Annotated in this window: 21 protein-coding genes and 3 tRNA genes; 16 read left to right on the top strand and 8 right to left on the bottom strand. The window is 53.6% G+C overall.

Going from position 1 to position 18,876, the window contains the following annotated elements; translation table 11 throughout:
* Nucleotides 1-13 precede the first annotated feature (13 nt).
* Complete coding sequence (gene rimI / locus BFV65_RS02980; protein ID WP_069596224.1) at nt 14-457, bottom strand: ribosomal protein S18-alanine N-acetyltransferase; 444 nt, start codon at nt 455-457, stop codon at nt 14-16.
* Nucleotides 426-839, bottom strand: coding sequence for a DNA polymerase III subunit psi (locus BFV65_RS02975; protein ID WP_022646978.1), 414 nt, complete (start codon nt 837-839; stop codon nt 426-428). The genes rimI and BFV65_RS02975 overlap by 32 nt, the downstream gene beginning before the upstream one ends.
* Nucleotides 840-941: 102 nt before the next feature.
* Here BFV65_RS02975 and rsmC point away from each other — a divergent pair, with 102 nt between their 5' ends.
* The 4 genes from rsmC to BFV65_RS02955 all read left to right on the top strand — a co-directional run bounded on the left by rsmC (nt 942) and on the right by BFV65_RS02955 (nt 2,434).
* The gene (rsmC, locus tag BFV65_RS02970) at nt 942-1,970 is read left to right on the top strand and encodes a 16S rRNA (guanine(1207)-N(2))-methyltransferase RsmC (protein WP_023299269.1); all 1,029 of its coding nucleotides are present in this window, start codon (nt 942-944) and stop codon (nt 1,968-1,970) included.
* Between the two features lie 144 nt (nt 1,971-2,114).
* A tRNA-Leu gene (locus BFV65_RS02965) sits at nt 2,115-2,201 on the top strand.
* 28 nt (nt 2,202-2,229) lie between these two features.
* Nucleotides 2,230-2,315: transfer RNA gene (locus tag BFV65_RS02960), tRNA-Leu, on the top strand.
* Between the two features lie 32 nt (nt 2,316-2,347).
* Nucleotides 2,348-2,434, top strand: a tRNA-Leu gene (locus tag BFV65_RS02955).
* 42 nt (nt 2,435-2,476) lie between these two features.
* Here BFV65_RS02955 and BFV65_RS02950 read toward each other — a convergent pair.
* Nucleotides 2,477-2,746, bottom strand: coding sequence for a DUF1435 domain-containing protein (locus tag BFV65_RS02950; protein ID WP_026080652.1), 270 nt, complete (start codon nt 2,744-2,746; stop codon nt 2,477-2,479).
* Between the two features lie 216 nt (nt 2,747-2,962).
* Here BFV65_RS02950 and BFV65_RS02945 point away from each other — a divergent pair, with 216 nt between their 5' ends.
* Together BFV65_RS02945 and fhuF are read left to right on the top strand one after the other, a co-directional pair.
* Complete coding sequence (locus tag BFV65_RS02945) at nt 2,963-4,027, top strand: GGDEF domain-containing protein (RefSeq protein WP_063146392.1); 1,065 nt, start codon at nt 2,963-2,965, stop codon at nt 4,025-4,027.
* 95 nt (nt 4,028-4,122) lie between these two features.
* Nucleotides 4,123-4,911 carry a siderophore-iron reductase FhuF gene (fhuF, locus tag BFV65_RS02940; RefSeq protein ID WP_022646974.1) on the top strand — a complete coding sequence of 263 codons (789 nt, stop codon included), beginning with the start codon at nt 4,123-4,125 and terminating at the stop codon, nt 4,909-4,911.
* A gap of 77 nt (nt 4,912-4,988) precedes the next feature.
* Here the strand turns inward: fhuF and BFV65_RS02935 are convergent, their stop codons facing one another.
* Entirely contained in the window at nt 4,989-6,335 is a 1,347-nt protein-coding gene (locus BFV65_RS02935) for a PTS cellobiose transporter subunit IIC (protein ID WP_006810218.1), read from the bottom strand.
* Between the two features lie 328 nt (nt 6,336-6,663).
* On the opposite strand from BFV65_RS02935, the gene BFV65_RS02930 reads away from it, so the two are divergent.
* A complete protein-coding gene (locus BFV65_RS02930) occupies nt 6,664-7,122 on the top strand; it encodes a YbaK/EbsC family protein (RefSeq protein ID WP_046619823.1) in 459 nt (152 codons plus the stop codon).
* Between the two features lie 37 nt (nt 7,123-7,159).
* Here the strand turns inward: BFV65_RS02930 and bglJ are convergent, their stop codons facing one another.
* Together bglJ and BFV65_RS02920 are read right to left on the bottom strand one after the other, a co-directional pair.
* Entirely contained in the window at nt 7,160-7,795 is a 636-nt protein-coding gene (bglJ, locus tag BFV65_RS02925; protein ID WP_032625381.1) for a DNA-binding transcriptional activator BglJ, read from the bottom strand.
* Nucleotides 7,792-8,529: a helix-turn-helix transcriptional regulator gene (locus BFV65_RS02920; protein WP_069596223.1), complete on the bottom strand. Its 738-nt coding sequence runs from the start codon at nt 8,527-8,529 to the stop codon at nt 7,792-7,794. The genes bglJ and BFV65_RS02920 overlap by 4 nt, the downstream gene beginning before the upstream one ends.
* A gap of 389 nt (nt 8,530-8,918) precedes the next feature.
* Here BFV65_RS02920 and BFV65_RS02915 point away from each other — a divergent pair, with 389 nt between their 5' ends.
* The 9 genes from BFV65_RS02915 to BFV65_RS02875 all read left to right on the top strand — a co-directional run bounded on the left by BFV65_RS02915 (nt 8,919) and on the right by BFV65_RS02875 (nt 16,212).
* A complete protein-coding gene (locus tag BFV65_RS02915) occupies nt 8,919-9,695 on the top strand; it encodes a threonine/serine exporter family protein (RefSeq protein WP_017383842.1) in 777 nt (258 codons plus the stop codon).
* Nucleotides 9,686-10,159 (top strand): threonine/serine exporter, encoded by a 474-nt coding sequence (locus BFV65_RS02910; RefSeq protein ID WP_032621429.1) that lies wholly within the window; start codon nt 9,686-9,688, stop codon nt 10,157-10,159. Before BFV65_RS02915 ends, BFV65_RS02910 begins: the two co-directional genes overlap by 10 nt.
* A 44-nt stretch (nt 10,160-10,203) precedes the next feature.
* Nucleotides 10,204-10,656, top strand: coding sequence for a MarR family winged helix-turn-helix transcriptional regulator (locus BFV65_RS02905; RefSeq protein WP_022646966.1), 453 nt, complete (start codon nt 10,204-10,206; stop codon nt 10,654-10,656).
* An 84-nt stretch (nt 10,657-10,740) separates the two neighbouring features.
* Complete coding sequence (locus BFV65_RS02900; RefSeq protein ID WP_003856578.1) at nt 10,741-11,169, top strand: organic hydroperoxide resistance protein; 429 nt, start codon at nt 10,741-10,743, stop codon at nt 11,167-11,169.
* Between the two features lie 124 nt (nt 11,170-11,293).
* The gene (dnaT, locus tag BFV65_RS02895) at nt 11,294-11,839 is read left to right on the top strand and encodes a primosomal protein DnaT (protein ID WP_023299265.1); all 546 of its coding nucleotides are present in this window, start codon (nt 11,294-11,296) and stop codon (nt 11,837-11,839) included.
* Nucleotides 11,836-12,573 (top strand): replicative helicase loader DnaC, encoded by a 738-nt coding sequence (gene dnaC / locus BFV65_RS02890; RefSeq protein ID WP_069596222.1) that lies wholly within the window; start codon nt 11,836-11,838, stop codon nt 12,571-12,573. The genes dnaT and dnaC overlap by 4 nt, the downstream gene beginning before the upstream one ends.
* Nucleotides 12,574-12,657: 84 nt before the next feature.
* On the top strand, nt 12,658-13,140 hold the full coding sequence (locus BFV65_RS02885; RefSeq protein ID WP_032625373.1) for a YjjA family protein: 483 nt from the start codon (nt 12,658-12,660) through the stop codon (nt 13,138-13,140).
* Nucleotides 13,141-13,411: 271 nt separating this feature from the next.
* A complete protein-coding gene (gene opgB / locus BFV65_RS02880; protein WP_069596221.1) occupies nt 13,412-15,703 on the top strand; it encodes a phosphatidylglycerol--membrane-oligosaccharide glycerophosphotransferase in 2,292 nt (763 codons plus the stop codon).
* The gene (locus tag BFV65_RS02875) at nt 15,703-16,212 is read left to right on the top strand and encodes a GNAT family N-acetyltransferase (protein ID WP_069596220.1); all 510 of its coding nucleotides are present in this window, start codon (nt 15,703-15,705) and stop codon (nt 16,210-16,212) included. Before opgB ends, BFV65_RS02875 begins: the two co-directional genes overlap by 1 nt.
* 227 nt (nt 16,213-16,439) lie before the next feature.
* On the opposite strand, the gene tsr is transcribed toward BFV65_RS02875, so the two are convergent.
* Nucleotides 16,440-18,104, bottom strand: coding sequence for a methyl-accepting chemotaxis protein (gene tsr, locus BFV65_RS02870; RefSeq protein WP_023305399.1), 1,665 nt, complete (start codon nt 18,102-18,104; stop codon nt 16,440-16,442).
* Nucleotides 18,105-18,187: 83 nt separating this feature from the next.
* Nucleotides 18,188-18,628: a homoprotocatechuate degradation operon regulator HpaR gene (hpaR, locus tag BFV65_RS02865; protein WP_045621229.1), complete on the bottom strand. Its 441-nt coding sequence runs from the start codon at nt 18,626-18,628 to the stop codon at nt 18,188-18,190.
* Nucleotides 18,629-18,876 lie beyond the last annotated feature (248 nt).

The following is an 18,876-nucleotide window of genomic DNA, read 5'->3' as shown; positions in this document are numbered from 1 at the left end:
AACCTTATTTTCGTTATCCAATCGGCAGAGCCATGATAATGGCGTCTTCACGTCCCTCTGCGGTGGGGTAGTAGTTACGGCGGATAGTCGCCTCGTTGAAGCCTAAGCTTTCATAGAGCGCGATGGCGGCGACATTGGACGCGCGCACCTCCAGCCACAGGGTGAAAACGTCACGGGTTTCCAGCTCACGAATGAGGTGCTCAAGCAGCTCCCTGCCCAGCCCGCGGCGCTGGTAAGCGGGATCGACCGCGATATTAAACAGCGTCGCCTCGTCCAGAACGACCTGCGTGATGGCGAACGCGGCCATCGCACCGTCAACGTCCAGGCGGACATTTAAATAGCGTTCGCCCTGATTGCTGGCAAACGTCTTTTCGCTCCACGGAAAGGCATGGGCGCGTGTTTCAATCGCGAACGCGGTGGCCAGGTCAGCCGTCGTGAGGGAAGAAATCGTGTTCATATTCGCAAATTTGTTGCCATAGCGCGCTACGCGCTTTTGGGTTGGCTTTCAGTTCGTCCAGCGCTGGCGAGCTGATCTGGCTTCCTTCAAGAGGTAGCTCATCCACCGCCCCGATTCGCCAGCTGTTACAGCGGCTGTCAGGGGGAAGCATCGCGACGCTTTCGGGCGCCAGCTGTAATACCTGATCGTTTGTCACCTTCAGGGTGCGAAGGACATCCTCAATCAGGGGTTCGTTCAGGGCAGGCGGCGCTTCTGCCACCATCACCAGGCGGACATGCGCAGGGATGGAGATGGCTATTTCGCCCCGCAACGCCGTCGGGCGACGCAAAGCCCACTGGGTGATGCCCAGCTGCTGCAACTGCCAGTCTCGTCGGGATGTCATAGCGAAAACTCCTGTCTCTCAGGCGCGCAAATATAGCAAATGTGTCGAAACTGCGCCATCTACCTACTATAATCCCCGCCTGAGTTTATTGAGGAACAATTCATGTCTGCATTTACCCCGGCAAGTGAAGTCTTGCTGCGTCACAGTGATGATTTCGAAGAAAGCCGTATTCTGTTTGCCGGAGATATGCAGGATGACCTGCCCGCACGTTTCGACTGTGCTGAAAGCCGTGCCCACACCCAATACTACCACCACTGGCAGGTGCTGAGCCGCCAGATGGGCGAGCGCGCACGCTTTAGCCTGGTGGCGGAGCAGAGCGATATTGCTGACTGCGATACGCTCATTTACTACTGGCCGAAGAACAAACCGGAAGCCCAGTTCCAGCTGATGAACCTGCTTTCTCTGCTGCCGATCGGCTGCGATATTTTTGTCGTCGGTGAGAACCGCAGCGGGGTGCGAAGCGCAGAGCAGATGCTCGAAGGCTACGCGCCGTTGACGAAAATCGACAGCGCCCGACGCTGCGGCCTGTATCATGGCCGTCTGGAAAAACAGACCACTTTTGATGCCAACACCTTCTGGGACGAGTACCAGCTTGACGGACTGACCATTAAAACCCTGCCGGGTGTGTTTAGCCGTGACGCGCTTGATACGGGCAGCAAGCTGCTGCTGTCCACCCTGACGCCGCACACCAAGGGCAAGGTGCTGGATGTCGGCTGTGGCGCGGGCGTGCTGTCAACGGTTCTCGCCAGCCACTCACCAAAAGTGCGTTTAACCCTGTGTGACGTGAGCGCCCCGGCGGTAGAAGCCAGCCGCGCCACGCTTGCTGCGAATGGCATTGAAGGCGAAGTGATTGCCAGCAACGTCTTCTCCGACGTGACCGGTCGCTTTGACATGATCATCTCTAACCCGCCGTTCCACGACGGGATGGAGACCAGCCTTGAAGCGGCGCAAACGCTGATCCGTGGCGCAACCCGTCACCTTAACAGCGGCGGTGAGCTACGTATTGTGGCGAATGCCTTCCTGGCGTATCCGAAAGTGCTGGATGAAACCTTCGGCTTCCACGAAGTAATCGCCCAGACAGGCCGCTTTAAGGTGTATCGCACCGTGATGACGCGCCAGGCGAAAAAGTAATTCCTCTGCCCGGCGATGGCTGACGCTGCCATCGCCCATTTTTGCAGCAATCAAAACAACGTGCGCAATTTTCTGTTGACGTAAAGCTGAAAACATCTAGAATGCGCCTCCGTGGTTACGATACTTTTACAGTGTCGATGGTATGCGAAGGTGGCGGAATTGGTAGACGCGCTAGCTTCAGGTGTTAGTGTCCTTACGGACGTGGGGGTTCAAGTCCCCCCCCTCGCACCATAAATCACGTTGATATTGCTCGCACTGGGCGAAGGTGGCGGAATTGGTAGACGCGCTAGCTTCAGGTGTTAGTGTCCTTAGGATGTGGGGGTTCGAGTCCCCCCCCTCGCACCAACGAGGCGATATCAAACCAGTAAGATGACTGTGCGAAGGTGGCGGAATTGGTAGACGCGCTAGCTTCAGGTGTTAGTGTCCTTACGGACGTGGGGGTTCAAGTCCCCCCCCTCGCACCAATTATCTTACATCCCTTCAGCAGTACCTCTTGTTTTTCCCTTTTATTTCAAACTCATCAGAATCACCAGCAGTCCACTGATTAGCGCAACGCATGATGGCAACAGCACGTAATGCCGTAACTGTTTGTGCCAGATCATCGCGGATGTCACCAGCAAGCCCGAAACAATCATTGCTTTCCAGACATCAATGGGAAGATCGGCAAACATCAGCCCACCGATAATGGAACCAGGCAGCAATATTCCCCACCCACTTCCCAGCGCTTTGCTCAACATGGTTTCACCTCTCGCACTGATAATGATAACCAGTATCATATGATAGTAATTATCACTTGTCAGCATGCGACGTAAGAAATTGCGCCAGCAATTGCTTTCCCATAATGACAGAGAATGTGTAAGGTGATAAATTGCCCACCTGTTAACTTCCGATAACGTTTTTCTGATAATAAAAATTCAATTTTGTAGCGACCAATAATACATAACAACACCTTGCTCATTGTTTTAATTGAGTTTTAATAAAAACGCACGCATATGACATCACAATCCTGGCTGTCCTTAGTCAACAAGAAATATCAGCTTTCTTTACGTTTATTTTTATTTCTGAACGCTGCATCAGCATTGTTCTCGGTAACAAACCCTCTCTATTCCGTTCGTGTGTTATCAGTCCCCCTGTTTGCCGTATTGACTGCCAGCACTGGCTTACTTATCTGGCACTGGAAAAATAGCACGCTAAAAATAAATATCCCTGCTGTTTCAGCTATTTTTGGGTTTTTATGGGCATGGCAGATCGTCTCAAAATTTCTGTTAATAACGCACGATCACGCAACCTATTTAATGATGGCGCTATTAACAGTGCTTTTTATAGGGTCTCTGGCTTTCGCCAGTAATATTAAAGCCTTTACGTTACATTCATTTCCCGCTTTTATATCCTGCCTGTGGCTTAGCCCGTCCGAAAACTGGCTGAGAATGGCCTATTTTTTCGCGCTGCCGGTGGTCGCCATTGGTATCCATCATGTTCTTCAGCGGCGTAATGACCGTTTCGCCCAGGAGCTGCTTTCCGAACTGCTCGAAGAGCGTGAAACCCTGACCGATCTCAGCATGATGGACCCGCTCACCGGCCTATATAACCGTCGCGGGCTGCAAAGCCGGCTTGAGAACCTCCCCAGGCCTGACGCTGGCGAGCACTTTGTGCTGCTGATGGATATCGACCATTTCAAAGCCTACAACGATCATTACGGCCATATGATGGGCGATCAGGCCTTGATCAGGGTCTCGGCTGCGATCCGCGACGCCGTGCGCTCACGCGATGTTGTCGCCCGGTTTGGCGGGGAAGAATTTATGGTGCTGTTAAGTAACATCCCACTGGAGCAAGCGCGCCAGACAGCTGAACGCATACGTCAGAAGGTTTACGATCTCAAAATCCCCCACATGTTTAACGAAAGCGTCGCCACTAACGTGACCATCAGCATTGGCATAGCCATGTTCGAAGGTGAAGACGTTGATGGCGCACTGGCGAAAGCCGATAAAGCCCTCTATGAAGCCAAGCATATGGGACGCAACAGCATTCTGCTGAGCGACGAGCTTCATATCGCCTGAAACCGCCTTCACAGCGCCAGGATAAAACGCTTGCGCTCGGTTTTATCTATAGTTAGGATTGGCAATCATTATCATTTAGATTTGTAATCCACACTATGGCGACTCGTACCGCACACATCGTTGAGCCACTGCTCTGGCGAGCTCCACTCTCCGCCGGAGAAACGACGCTTGCGGATGCCATTCGGGAAAAAATCGCCGTAACACGCGCCCATCTGCTGGATTTCATCAAACTGGATGAAGCACCGCCGCATCATGCTCTGACGCTGACTCAGTGGCAACGACCTGCCGAGCTGCGGTCACTGCTGGCAACCTATTCCGACCATATTTATCGTAACCAACCGACGCTGGCGCGGGAAAATAAACCGCTGCTTTCCCTCTGGGCACAATGGTATATCGGGCTGATGGTGCCGCCTGTCATGCTGGCCCTGTTGACCCAGGAAACGATGCTCGATCTCTCGTCGGAACATTTCCACGTCGAATTCCATGAGACCGGACGCGCCGCCTGTTTCTGGATTGATGTACACGAAGATCCGAGCGCGAGTCACCTGTCAGCGCAGGCGCGTATGGAACGGTTGATTACAAGAGCGCTGGTTCCGGTCATTGATGCGCTGGAAGCGACGGGGGAGATCAACGGCAAACTGATCTGGAGTAATACCGGGTATCTTATCCACTGGTATTTAACGGAGATGAAGCCGCTGCTCGGCGACGAGAAAGTGGATGCGCTGCGTCAGAGCTGTTTCTTTGCCAGACAGCTGTCGGATGGGCGGGATAACCCTCTTTACCGCACCGTGGTTCCGCGTGAGGGACTTCTGGTGCGTCGTACCTGCTGTCAGCGCTACCGTCTGCCGGATGTCCAGCAGTGCGGCGATTGCACGCTTAAGTAGTCTGGCCCTGCCTGAAACCCGCAGAGAGAGGGAACAAACACTAAAAACGGCAACCTGCGTTGCCGTTTTGCTTTTATCTAGGCTACCTGCTGATTTTCCTCTTCCCCATTACGCTGTGCTTCTTCCGCTTCCTGCTGAAGCAACTGTTTCTCGTACACCTTGAAGAACGGGAAATAGATAATGGCGGAAACGCAGGCCAAAACCAGCACCAGAATGGCTGCACGGAAATCCCAGCCCAGCGCCCAGGCGGCACCAACCGGAGCCGGTGCCGTCCACGGCACAACGGAAATCACGCGGCCAATCAGATCAAACTTCATCGCTGCCCATGCCAGCACGGCATTGACCATCGGCGCCAGCAGGAAAGGAATAAAGAACACCGGGTTCATCACAATCGGCGTACCAAAAATCACCGGTTCATTGATATTGAAAATGCTTGGCACCACGCTCAGGCGTCCAATGGAGCGCAGGTGCGCGGAGCGGCTACGCAGGTAACAGAACACCAGCCCCATCGTCGCTCCTGACCCACCGATCACAATAAAGAACGTCCAGAAGGCTTCCATAAAGATGTGTGGTAAAGGCAGGCTCGCCGCCAGCGCGGTCTGGTTCGCCCCCAGGTTCGTCAGCCAGAACATTTGCAGCATACCCGAGACAATCGCTGCACCGTGGATCCCGGCAAACCACAGCAGGTGGCCAATCAGCACCGCCAGCAGGATCGCTGGTAGCGAGTCCGCCGCAGAGACCAGCGGTTTGAATATCGACATGATGGCCTGTGGGATCAGCATACCGAACTGCGACTGGATCAACAGACTCAGCGGATAGAGCGTCAGCACCACCACCAGCACCGGGATCAGCAGGTCAAACGAGTTTTTGATCATCGGCGGAACCTGGTCTGGCAGGCGGATCCCGATATTGTGTGCTTTCAGGAAACGCATCATCTCAACGCAGTAAATCGCCACCAGGATCGCGGTGAAAATCCCGGTCCCTCCAAGGCTATCAACCGGTAAGGCGCCTTTGGTTTTAGGCGCGGCGACCAGCAGGAACGCCATCAGCGACAGCATCGCGCACATGAACGGATCCAGCTGATGGGTTTTAACGTAATGTTTGCCCAGGTTGTAGGCGATAGCCGCACAGATATAGAGGGACATCACCCCCATCGTCATATCAAACGGCGTCAGAATTTGACCTTCAAACTGCTTCGCCATATCCAGCCAGGCGCGAGCAAAGCCCCAGGTGGTATCTGGCGAAAAAGGTGGGTAAGCGAACACTAATAAAAACGACCCGACAATCATAAACGGCATTGCCGAGATGAACCCGTCACGAATCGCCATAACGTGACGCTGGGAAGAGATGCGCCCGGCAATAGGGCTGACATAATTTTCAACGAAGCGGAAAATCAGATTAAATGCAGCATGGTTGGCAGACATAGCAGATCTCCTGTCAGACGTTCGTTTCGGACGTTCTCACGTCACACGTTGTTCCATACATCAGCGTCACAACCTTGCCGGATCGTGTACCTGCGGTACTGCTCAAACGGAATGGTTTCATAATTAGCTCTTATTATTAGATACAGGGGAAGTTACACACTCAGTATTAATCTCTGCATCACGCTCTGCAACCGGTTACTGTAACCGGTTTCTGTGAATGTGAAGGCGATCCAGAAATCGCTCCTGACGGATATTTGTTACTTAAGGGATATTTACAGCGACTAAATTCTTATGACAGATTACGGAAGATATTTGTCAGGAGGAATCAATGAGTTTGCAGTCTGTACAGCAGTTTTTCGCCGAACACGCTCCGGATATAGAAATCATCGAGCTTAACCAAAGCACAGCGACTGTTGCCCTTGCTGCTGCCGCGCACAACGTTGAACCCGGCCAAATTGCCAAAACGCTGTCACTGAAAATTAAAAATGATGTGATTCTGGTGGTTGCAAAAGGCGATGCGCGTCTGGATAACAAAAAGCTCAAAGAGACATTCGGCGCAAAAGCCCGCATGCTCAGCTGCGATGAGGTAGTAACCCTGACGGGTCATCCTATTGGCGGCGTCTGCCCTTTTGGACTGGAAAATCCGCTCTCTGTTTACTGTGACATCACTTTAAAACAGTACGCCGAAGTGTTACCCGCAGCGGGCGCCATCCACAGTGCGGTGCGTATATCGCCCGACAGAATGGCGGAACTGACCGCAGCAAAATGGGTTGATGTCTGTATTTGAACGTTGCGCCAGAAAAATTCTGGCGCATCACTTAACACTACGAGAAAGAAGGAACGGTGAGAGCGGAACGGCGAATTTCCCTGACCGGGAGATGCGCCAGGATATCTGCCGCATCCAGTAATCCCACATCAGAATTGACGCCCAGCTTTACCATTGCGTTAAACTTATGCGCACGGATGGTTTTGATATTGCGTTCAAGCTGTGCCGCAATTTCAGGGATCGAAAAACCCGATGACATATATCGCAGAATCGCCCTTTCAGTTGGGCTTAGCATACGATGCTGGCTCACACACCAGTGATTGTACACGTTGTCATTCACGTGATGCGTTTCGCTGAGTAATGTCTCCAGCCCCTCCATTAACTGCTTCAGCGGAACCGATTTACTGATAATTCCATGTAAGCGAGAAGGCGAAAGATGGCTGACCAGTCTCGCCTCCATTTCATCAGAGGCCAGCACAATACGCTTGACGTCGCTGTGGGTGAAGGTGAGATCCCGCAAACAGGCCAGACAGTTTCGCCGCTCCTCACGCTCATCGGACAATGAATAAATTACGGCAAAGAATGAGATTTCCGAGAGCGCCGCTTTGAAGTTGTCAAATCTGGCAAACAGGTGCACCTGGTAATGGCTCAGGGCGGGCATCGCAAAAAGATGCTTCAGCCCCATAGCGCTCATTGAGCAGCTTTCGATGACGGCGATATGTTTTGTTGCAGTGGTCTTTTCCATTCCTCAAACTCTCCATAAGCCGACATTAAACTGAGTTCTCGCATTCCCTGGGTACTGCTTATCCACGCGTACATATCGGCATTACTGCGAAGTGATAAGCGACGCATTGCACTGTTTTTCTGTGCACTGATCGTTTTATTACTTTTATTAAGTAGCGTGGCTATTTGGTTGATTCCCCAACCTTTACCTAACAAACGCAACACCTTGCGTTCAGAGTGGGTAAGCGCAATCATTTGCTCACTCTCCTCTTCAATATCAGGATTTTCCGGTATCAATAACGTCTGGCTTATTCGCTCGGCACGTTCACTCCCCGCGCGAATAGCGTTAATTACGCCTTCAATGGGTTCCATATCCGAAAGCAGCGTGCTTTCCGGACGCATAAGAAGCTCTACTGCAAGTGGATAAAGGGGGCGCGAAACGAGGAATATCCAGTGAATATCCCGGTACTGATTCATTAACCCATAATATTGCTCAAGCGTGCCGCGTGGATTACGATACTCACCCGAAATATCGGCAATAACGACCCCAGCGCGACGCAATTGTAATAACGTCAACTCCTGCATCGTACGGCAGTACGTTATCTCAAAATCGGGAAAATGACGCGACATGACGCCACCTAACCCATTTTGCATAACCGGTACTCTGCTGATCACCACTCCGTGTTTACCATTCAATGGCAACATAGACCCTCCCTGTCATGAATTCTTTATTTAAGAACGAACTAACCCTGCAAGGTTAAACACGTTTGCATTCCGAAGTACAAACGGGTTAATACTCGCAAAATAGAACAAATATCACATGGGTTAAGAAACGCCCAATACAGGCCTAATATCGCATAAAGACCATTTAAATTTAATTCAAATTGCGTGAAAAGATCGAAAATATGAAATTAGAAATACTTAATATATTGTTTTTATAAATCCTAATTTCACATTCATTAAATAAATAACAATGCTGTCTTTCCTCCGCCCCCATCGCGCCACTGATCGCACAAATGTTGATCTGGCCCAGCGCAAAGGGCCCTGCACTTTGTGTTAAAAGTAAGCAATCTCTCTTCTCTTCAGGGCGTTTCATGCAGGCAGATCGGTCTACGCAACGTGCCACCACGCGGCTATGTATTCAGTGCGGGCTTTTTCTCTTACAGCACGGCGCAGAAAGCGCCCTCGTCGAAGAACTCTCCACACGCCTTGGGCTGGCGCTGGGGATGGACAGCGTTGAGAGTTCCATCTCGTCAAATGCCATTGTGCTGACCACCATTAAAGACGGACAGTGCCTGACCTCCACCCGTAAAAATCATGACCGCGGCATTAACATGCACGTCGTGACGGAAGTGCAGCACATCGTGATCCTTGCTGAACACAAGCTGCTCGATCTCCGGGAGATAGAAAAACGTTTCAATCAAATCAAACCCCTCCGGTATCCGCGCTGGCTGGTTGTGCTGATGGTGGGACTGTCCTGCGCCTGCTTCTGCAAGCTCAACGCGGGCGGCTGGGACGGCGCTGTCGTGACCTTCTTTGCCAGCAGCATCGCAATGTATGTCCGCCAGCTGTTGACGCACAGACAGCTACATCCGCAAATTAACTTCTGCATCACGGCATTTGTGGCGACAACCGTATCCGGCCTGCTTTTGCGCCAGCCCTACTTCGCCAGCACGCCTACTGTTGCGATGGCCGCCAGCGTATTGCTGCTGGTGCCAGGTTTTCCCTTAATTAATGCCGTCGCTGATATGTTCAAAGGCCATATCAACACCGGTCTGGCGCGCTGGGCGATAGCCAGCCTGCTGACGCTGGCGACCTGTATCGGGGTGGTAATGGCCATGACACTCTGGGGGTTACGCGGATGGGCGTGATGGATTTTATGCTCGCACTGGCACAGGACATGCTCTTGTCTGCCCTTCCCGCCGTTGGTTTTGCGATGGTGTTTAACGTCCCACAGCGTGCATTACCCTGGTGTGCGCTGCTGGGTGCCATTGGCCACGGCTCTCGTATGATCATGATGACAGCGGGCTTTAATATTGAATGGTCGACGTTTATCGCCTCCATGCTGGTTGGCAGCATCGGTATTCAGTGGTCCCGCTGGTATCTGGCGCACCCGAAGGTATTCACCGTGGCGGCAGTGATTCCTATGTTCCCGGGCATTTCAGCCTATACGGCGATGATCTCCGCCGTCAAAATCAGCCATTTTGGCTACAGCGAACCCCAGATGATCCTGCTCCTGAGCAACTTCCTTAAAGCCTCGTCGATCGTGGGTGCGCTCTCCATCGGCCTGTCGATCCCCGGCTTATGGCTTTACCGCAAACGTCCACGCGTATAATAAAATCGCTTGCAATTGTATCGCGCACTATCTATATTCATTTCATGGACGCAAAAACGAACGACACCACCAACGCGCTTCTGCTGGATAACCAGCTCTGTTTTGCCCTCTATTCGGCAAATCTGGCGCTTAACAAGCTGTACCGGCAACTGCTGGCGCCGCTTAATCTGACCTACCCGCAATACCTGGTGATGCTGGTGCTCTGGGAACAGGATGATATTACGGTGTCAGACATTGGCGAGCGGCTGTTCCTGGATTCCGCCACGCTGACTCCCCTGCTGAAACGCCTGGAAAGCGCAGGATTGATCCTCCGCCAGCGTTCCCGTCAGGATGAGCGTCAGGTCGCCGTCACCCTGAGCGACGCGGGTCGGGCGCTGCAACAGCAGGCCGTGACGATCCCCCACGCCGTGGGCTGTGCAGCGCAGTGTGATACCGACACCATGCTGGCGCTCAAGCAACAGCTCGAAAGTTTGCGCCAACAGCTGCATCGCGCGTAAGGCTGTACTTTACGCGTCTAATTTTAACTTAAAACATCGCGCGCTATTTAATAGCGCATATAAACGTAAGATGAGGAACCTGCCATGTCTTTAGAAAAAGTTGTCTACACTGCCAAAGCCAAAGCAACCGGAGGCCGTGATGGCCGCGCCACGTCTTCCGATGGCGTTCTGGATGTCAAACTGGGTGTGCCAAAAGAGATGGGCGGCATGGGGGGTGAAGTAACCAACCCTGAACAGCTGTTCGCTGCGGGCTACTCCGCCTGCTTCCTGGGCGCAATGAAGTTCGTTGCGGCACGCGATAAATTCGCTCTGCCAAAAGACGCCTTTATTGAAGGCGAAGTAGGGATCGGCCCGCTGCCAACCGGTTTTGGTATCGAAGCGAAGCTGAACATCCACGTTGAAGGGATGGACGCAGCGGAAGCCAAAAAACTGGTGGATGCGGCCCACATCGTCTGTCCGTACTCTAACGCGACGCGCGGCAATATCGACGTGACGCTGAACATCATCGCGTAACCTGCCCCTGTGATTTTAGCCCCGGTAAGCGTAACGCCACCGGGGAAATCCTCTCCTTTCCTCCCCTCTCTCTGTGCTACCATAACCCTCAATCACGCCCGTAGTAATCAGTTGAGAAAGTGTTATGTCCTCCAGAATTCTGACCACCAGCATTGCTGGCATTGATGCCTTTATGCGCGATCCTCGCGGTGTGTTGACGCACGCCGAAGGCGGCACGCTCGCGGTATTTGCCGACAACGCCCCGGCGTTTTATGCGGTCACGCCGGAGCGTCTGGCGCAGCTTCTGGAAATTGAAGAGAAGCTGTCGCGCCCGGCGAGCGATGTCATGCTGGATAATCAGTTTTTTGACGAACCCGCCAGCGCCCCGGTGGCCGTTCCAATGGGGAAATTTCCCATGTACGCCGGTTGGCAGCCGGACGCCGATTTTCAGCGGCAGGCGGCCTTATGGGGAATAGCCCTCTCGCAGCCCGCGACACCGGAAGAGCTGGCAGCCTTTACCGCATACTGGCAAGCTGAAGGAAAAGTCTTCCACCATGTTCAGTGGCAGCAAAAATTCGCGCGCAGTCTGCAAATCAACCGCGCCAGCAACAACGGCCAGCCAAAACGTGATATCAATGCTTTTTCAGAACCGGACAAAAAAATCCCTGATGGATTCCGAGGTGCGAAATGAAAAACGTCGGCGACCTGATGAAACGTTTGCAGAAGATAATGCCTGCCAACGTGAAGCCCGCCTTCACCACCGGTGAAGAGCTGCTGGCATGGCAAAAAGAGCAGGGTAAAATTCGCGCGGCAGCCCTCGCCCGCGAAAACCGCGCGATGAAAATGCAGCGCACCTTTAACCGCTCGGGCATTCGCCCTCTGCACCAGAACTGCTCCTTCGAGAATTATAAGGTCGAGTCTCAGGGGCAGATGAACGCCCTTAACCAGGCGCGCCAGTACGTGGATGAATTTGACGGCAACATCGCCAGCTTCATCTTTAGCGGAAAACCCGGCACCGGGAAAAATCACCTCGCCGCCGCTATCTGCAACGAGCTGCTGCTGCGCGGGAAGTCAGTGCTGATTATCACCGTGGCCGATATTATGTCCGCCATGAAGGACACCTTCAGTAATCGCGAAACCAGCGAAGAACAGTTGCTGAATGATTTAAGTAACGTGGATTTGCTGGTCATCGACGAGATCGGTGTCCAGACGGAGTCCCGCTACGAAAAAGTGATCATCAACCAGATTGTCGATCGCCGTTCGTCGTCAAAACGCCCAACCGGTATGTTGACGAACCACAATATCGACGAGATGACCCGACTTCTTGGCGAGCGGGTGATGGATCGCATGAAGCTGGGTAACAGCCTGTACGTCATCTTCGACTGGGACAGCTACCGCAGCCGCGTCACCGGCAAAGAGTATTAAGATATTTCCAGGGAGCGCCGGAAGAGCAGAGGTATATACTGAACCCACTTCTGGCCCAAAACGGACCTTGTTGAGTAAATCATTATGAAAAAACAATTTCTTATCAGCATCCTTACTGGCGCCCTGCTGGTGACTGGCGCAGCGCCGGCCGCATCATGGCAGGAGTCGCTCTCCAGCGCAGCAAGTGAGTTAACCAAAGAGAGCGGCACGTCCCAGGGCGGACTGTCAGCCTCGTCCCTCACCGGCCTGCTGGGCAACAGCTCCCAAAGCCTGAGTGCCGGAACGATGAACAACGCCGCGGGTATTCTGGAATACTGCGCGAAGCAGAAACTGGCTTCCGTCACCGATACCGAAAACATCAAAAACCAGGTGTTGGGTAAACTGGGACTGGACACCCAGGAGCAGAAAGCGGACACCAACTATATGGACGGTATTCAGGGCCTGCTTAACGCGCAAAATGGTCAGCAGCTGAACCTCAGCACCCTTGGAAATTCATCTCTGGCGAAACAGGTGAAAACGAAAGCCTGCGATCTGGTGCTGAAACAAGGCGTTAATTTCCTCTCCTGATTGTCCCCCTTTTTCTGCCACAACACGCCGCGTTTATTACATTAGTCTTATACCGCGGCGTGAAGTGCGTTTTTTTACCCCCTGCCACCACCTCAGCCTCCGTATGCCACGATGCGACTGTATTCAAAAATCCGATTTTATAAACCAAATCCTAACAACAGCACACTTTCGTGACACTAAAATTGCAGCTAAGCGACATCGCAATTACATTGTATTACCCAAAAAATAAGCAATTAGCCGGCTAAGCGTCCGGCATGATGAGGATCTGCTGTTGTCAGAGTTAATGTCCCTTGTCCTTTTCCTGGCTTCCATCGGCGTTTATGCCTGGAAAGCCGGTCGTCACACCTGGTGGTTTGTGGCCACCCTGGTGGTGCTCGGTATTTTTATTGTTTTAAACATTACGTTATATGCCAGCGATTACTTTACCGGCGACGGTATTAACGACGCGGTGCTCTACACATTGACCAACAGTCTGACCGGCGCAGGTGTGGGTAAGTACATCCTTCCGGGTCTGGGGCTGGTGGTCGCTCTGGTGGCCATCTTCGCCGCGCTGGCCTGGGTTCTGCGCCGTCGCCGTCACCGTCCGCATCATCATGGCTACAGCCTGCTGGCGCTGTGCCTGGCGCTGGCCTCCGTGGATGCCAGCCCGGCATTCCATCAAATTACCGAGCTGGTAAAATCCCAGTCGCGCGATGGCGATCCGGACTTTGCGGCCTATTACAAAGAACCCTCGAAGAAAATCGACAACCCTAAACTCAACCTGGTCTATATCTACGGCGAAAGTCTGGAACGCACCTGGTTTGACAACGATGCTTTCCCGAACCTGACGCCAGAGCTTGGCGCGCTGAAAGACCAGGGCCTCGACTTCAGCCACACCATGCAGCTGCCCGGTACGGATTACACCATCGCCGGGATGGTGGCCTCCCAGTGCGGCATTCCCCTGTTCGCCCCGTTTGAAGGCAACGCCTCTGCCTCGATGTCGAGCTTCTTCCCGCAGAACATTTGCCTCGGCGATATCCTGAAAAACTCGGGCTATGAAAACTACTTTATGCAGGGCGCTAACCTGCGTTTTGCCGGGAAAGATGTGTTCCTGAGATCCCACGGTTTCGATCACTTATATGGTTCCGAAGAGCTGAAAACCACGGTCGCCGATCCGGCCTACCGCAACGACTGGGGCTTTTACGACGATACCGTTCTGGATGAAACCTGGAAGAAATTCGAGGAGCTTTCCCGCGCCGGTAAACGCTTCTCGCTGTTTGCGTTGACCGTCGACACGCATCATCCGGATGGTTTCGTCTCACGCACCTGTAAACGTCAGGGCTACGACATTGACGGTAAAAACAACAAGTCGTTCAGCGCTGTGACCTGTAGCCAGGAACATATCGCGGCGTTAATCGAGAAAATCAAAGCGTCGCCGTATTTCAAAAATACGGTCATTGTCGTTTCATCTGACCATCTGGCGATGAAAAACAGCGCCTGGGATGAGCTGAATAAGCTGGATCGCAGCAACCTGTTCTTTGTGCTGCGCGGCGATAAACCGCAGCAGGAGATCATTGCCGCTAAACGTAACTCGATGGATAACGGCGCTACCGTGCTGGATATTCTGGGTGGCGATAACTTCATTGGCCTGGGCCGCAGTACGTTGTCGGGCCAGTCCCTGTCGGAAATCTTCCTCAACATGAAGGAAAAAATCCTCGCCTGGAAGCCGGATATCATTCGCCTGTGGAACTTCCCGAAAGAGATAAACGACTTCACCATCGATCAGGATAAAAAAATGATCGCGTTCTCCGGCAGCCATTTCCGCCTGCCTCTGCTGCTGCGCGTGTCGGATAACCGCGTCGAGCCGCTGCCGGAAAGCGAATACTCCGCGCCACTGCGCTTCCAGCTGGCGGAATTCGCCCCGCGCGATAATTTCGTCTGGGTCGATAAATGCTACAAAATGGGCCAGCTCTGGTCACAAGAGCTGTCACTGTCCACCGACTGGTGCGTCTCACAGGGGCAACTCGGCGGCGAGCAGACCGTGCAACACGTTGATAAACCACAGTGGCAGGGGAAAACCGCGTTTAAAGATACGGTTATTGATACCGCACGCTATCAGCGCAACGTAGACCTGCTGAAAATCGTCGACAACGACATTCGTTATAAAGCTGACAGCTTTATTTTTAACGTTGCCGGCGCGCCTGAAGAGGTGAAGCAGTTCAGCGGTATTTCACGACCCGAATCCTGGGGGCGCTGGTCTAACGCGCAGTTAGGTGATGAGGTGAAAATTGAGTATACCCATCCGCTGCCGGAGAAATTCGATCTGGTGATCACCGCCAGGGCATTTGGTCCCAACGCAAACCGTCCTGTGCCGGTGCGCGTCGGCGATAAAGAACAGATGCTGACGCTGAGCAATGATGTCACCACCAGCACGCTGCATTTCGATAACCCCACGCGCAGCAATACGCTGGTCATTGTGCCGCCCGAGCCGCAGTCCACTAACGAAGGGAATATTCTCGGTCACGCTCCGCGCAAGCTGGGGATCGGCATGGTGGAGATTAAAATTGTGAGCAGCGCTGGCTGATGACGGCGTTCACCCTCCGCCCGACGCGCATCGACGACGTCGCTGCCCTGCCCGCCATTGAACGCGCGGCGGGGCAGCGATTTCGCGATGTTCCTGAGCTGGCCTGGCTGGCAGACAGCGAGGTTATTTCCGTTGAAGATCACCTCGGTTACGCCGGACGCGGATTAAGCTGGCTGGCGCTGGCTGACGACAGGCCCGTGGGCTTTATTCTCGCCGAAGCCCAGCCATCTTCGCTGTTTATTGTGGAACTTTCGGTTCATCTGGACTGGCAGGGACGAGGTCTCGGACGCCGGTTGATTAACCGTGTCGCAGAGCATGCCCGCACGCTGGGGCTAACCTCGCTGACGTTAACGACGTTTCGTGATATCTCGTGGAACGCGCCCTACTACAGGCGATTAGGGTTTGAAATGATGACGACGCTGACGCCGGAAATGCGCCAGAAACGTGAAGAAGAGACGGCGCACGGTTTAGCGTATGGTTCCCGCTGCGCCATGCGCCTGCCTGTGTAAAATCGCCCGGTGGCGCTGCGCTTACCGGGCCTACAAAACCCAATTCCGCAGGCCAGGTCAGACGAAGCCACCCGGCAAATTGCACAATCCGTAGGCCGGGTAAGGCGCAGCCGCCACCCGGCAAAACCCACAATCCGTAGGCCGGGTAAGGCGCAGCCGCCACCCGGCAAAACCCACAATCCGTAGGCCGGGTAAGGCGCAGCCGCCACCCGGCGAAACGCACAACGTCAGAACGTTTCCCAGTTATCGCCCGCATCTGCGGTCGCCGGTTTACGCGCCACTACCGGTGCGGCAACGCTTTTCGCGGAGGCGAACTCGCGCGCCTTCATCTGTTCCTGCTGAATACGGAACACCGCAACGGCCTGCGTCAGACGGCTCGCCTGCTCTTCCAGTGCCGCCGCGGCCGCCGCAGACTCTTCCACCAGCGAGGCGTTCTGCTGGGTCACGCGATCCATCTCCGCCACCGCCAGCCCCACCTGGTCGATACCGCGGCTCTGCTCATCAGACGCAGACGCGATTTCGCCCATGATGTCCGTCACGCGCGTTACCGCATTCACGATCTCACCCATGGTTTCACCGGCGCTTTCTACCAGCGTTGAACCCAACTCCACGCGCCCCACGGAGTCTTCAATCAGGCTCTTGATCTCGCGAGCCGCCTGGGCGCTGCGCTGCGCCAGGTTTCGTACTTCACCTGCAACCACCGCAAAGCCGCGGCCCTGCTCGCCCGCACGTGCCGCTTCTACCGCCGCGTTCAGCGCCAGAATATTGGTCTGGAAAGCAATCCCGTCGATCACGCTGATAATATCGGCGATTTTCTGCGAACTGCCGGCGATGTCGCGCATGGTCTGCACCACGTTATCCACCACTTTCCCGCCTTTCTGCGCGGTTTCGGATGCGCTCAGGGCCAGGTTGCTCGCCTGACGGGCATTCTCGGCGTTTTGCTTCACGGTGGCGGTCAGCTGTTCCATACTGGCGGCGGTCTCTTCCAGAGAGGCAGCCTGCTGCTCGGTACGGGATGAGAGATCGTTATTGCCCATCGAGATTTCGCTCGCACCGCTGTAAATGGCGTTTGCGCCGTTACGCACGTCACCCACGGTACGCACCAGCTCGCCCTGCATATGGCGCAGGGAGTCAGCCAGTTCACCCATCTCGTTGGAGCCTTCCACGTCGATGCGCTTCACCAGGTCGCCGCTGGCGATATGACGAATGCTGTCAATCAGACGGTTCAGCGGCGAAATCAGTGCCTGACGAATACCCAGCCAGACGGCAACAATCACCACCAGCACCGCAGCCAGCACGCTAATCAGCACCCAGATAGCCTGGCGGTAAGAGCTGTTGCTGTCTTCAACCGCGGTCTGATAGAGCGCGTCGTTTTGTTGCAGATAGCTGACGTACTGCTTCTCAAAGCCATCCTGATAGCTCTGGGTCGGCTGGTCGAAGAACTCGTTGATCTTGCCCGCCCCCAGCAGCTGGATCAGCTCGGCCAGCGCGCCGTGGTAGATATCGTAATTACGTTTGATTTCCAGTGCCGCAGCGTCGCTCTGACGCGGGTCACGCGGAAGTGCTTCGTAATCCGCCCAGTTTTTTTCCGCCTGTTTCAGAGACGCAGAGGCAATCTGCATCAGCTCGGCGACGGTTGAGCCGCTGCCGATATTGTTCTGATCCATCATGTAGCGGATACCCGCGCGGTTCAGGGTGTTACGGGTTTGCAGCAGCGCCACCCAGCTACCGTTCAGGGTGGATTGTTGCTGGCGAATGGTTTGCAGAATGGTGAAATTCTCTTTGTCATGCTTCAGGGCATTGAAGAAAAGACCACCGGATGTGAGTTGTAAAAGGCCAAATATCGCTAAAACCAGCAGTAAGCTGGTGACAATCTTGATACGATTTAACATGTTTTCTCTTTCCTCAGGCAGATACAGAATATTCGGCCTGGCATGAGAAAACTTTACGAAAATCATCCTGGAATTTAGGGTTTTTACGCTTCGTCCCGCGCGGCAATATGTCGGTTTCCGAGTTCAATAAACTCTTCCAGCAGCGCCGTGAGCTGCTTCATCTTCTCCGGGGTATATTCCGCCTCAATCTGCTGGTACGCCTCTTCCACCTGAGCCTGAGCACGCTGGTACAGCGCGTTGCCTTCTTTCGTCAGCGATACGTACAGCTTGCGCTGGTCATTCACCGGCTTTAAGCGCAGCACCAGACCGTCGCGCTCCATCCGCGTCAGAATGCCGGTCAGGCTTGGGCGCAAAATGCAGGTGCGGAACGCCAGATCATGAAAATCCATGGAGGGATGCTCGGCCAGCACGCGGACGATACGCCACTGCTGCTCGGTCAGATTATGCCGTTTCACTATCGGGCGGAAGTAGCCCATCGCCGCTTCACGCGCCTGCAACAGCGCGATGGTTAATGAATCATGCATCACCTTCCCCTTACATCATTAACAAGTAAACAATTTAAAACAGATGCTTTTATAGACAATACGTTGTAACCCAAAAAGTCTAACAGAAACAACGTCATTTTTTTAATGCATTGATTTTAATGATAATTAACCCATTTGTGTAAATTTATTGTTATTCATATCACAAATTATTCACTTCTGATTGCGAAACGAACAGCAAAAGCATAAAACCAGATCATTAACATATTAATGAAATCAAAACCGGACAG

Source organism: Enterobacter hormaechei subsp. hoffmannii (assembly GCF_001729745.1).
Taxonomy (GTDB): Bacteria; Pseudomonadota; Gammaproteobacteria; order Enterobacterales; family Enterobacteriaceae; genus Enterobacter; species Enterobacter intestinihominis.
The sequence above is the reverse complement of the archived record's forward strand: the minus strand, read 5'-3'. Positions and strand labels throughout refer to the sequence as shown.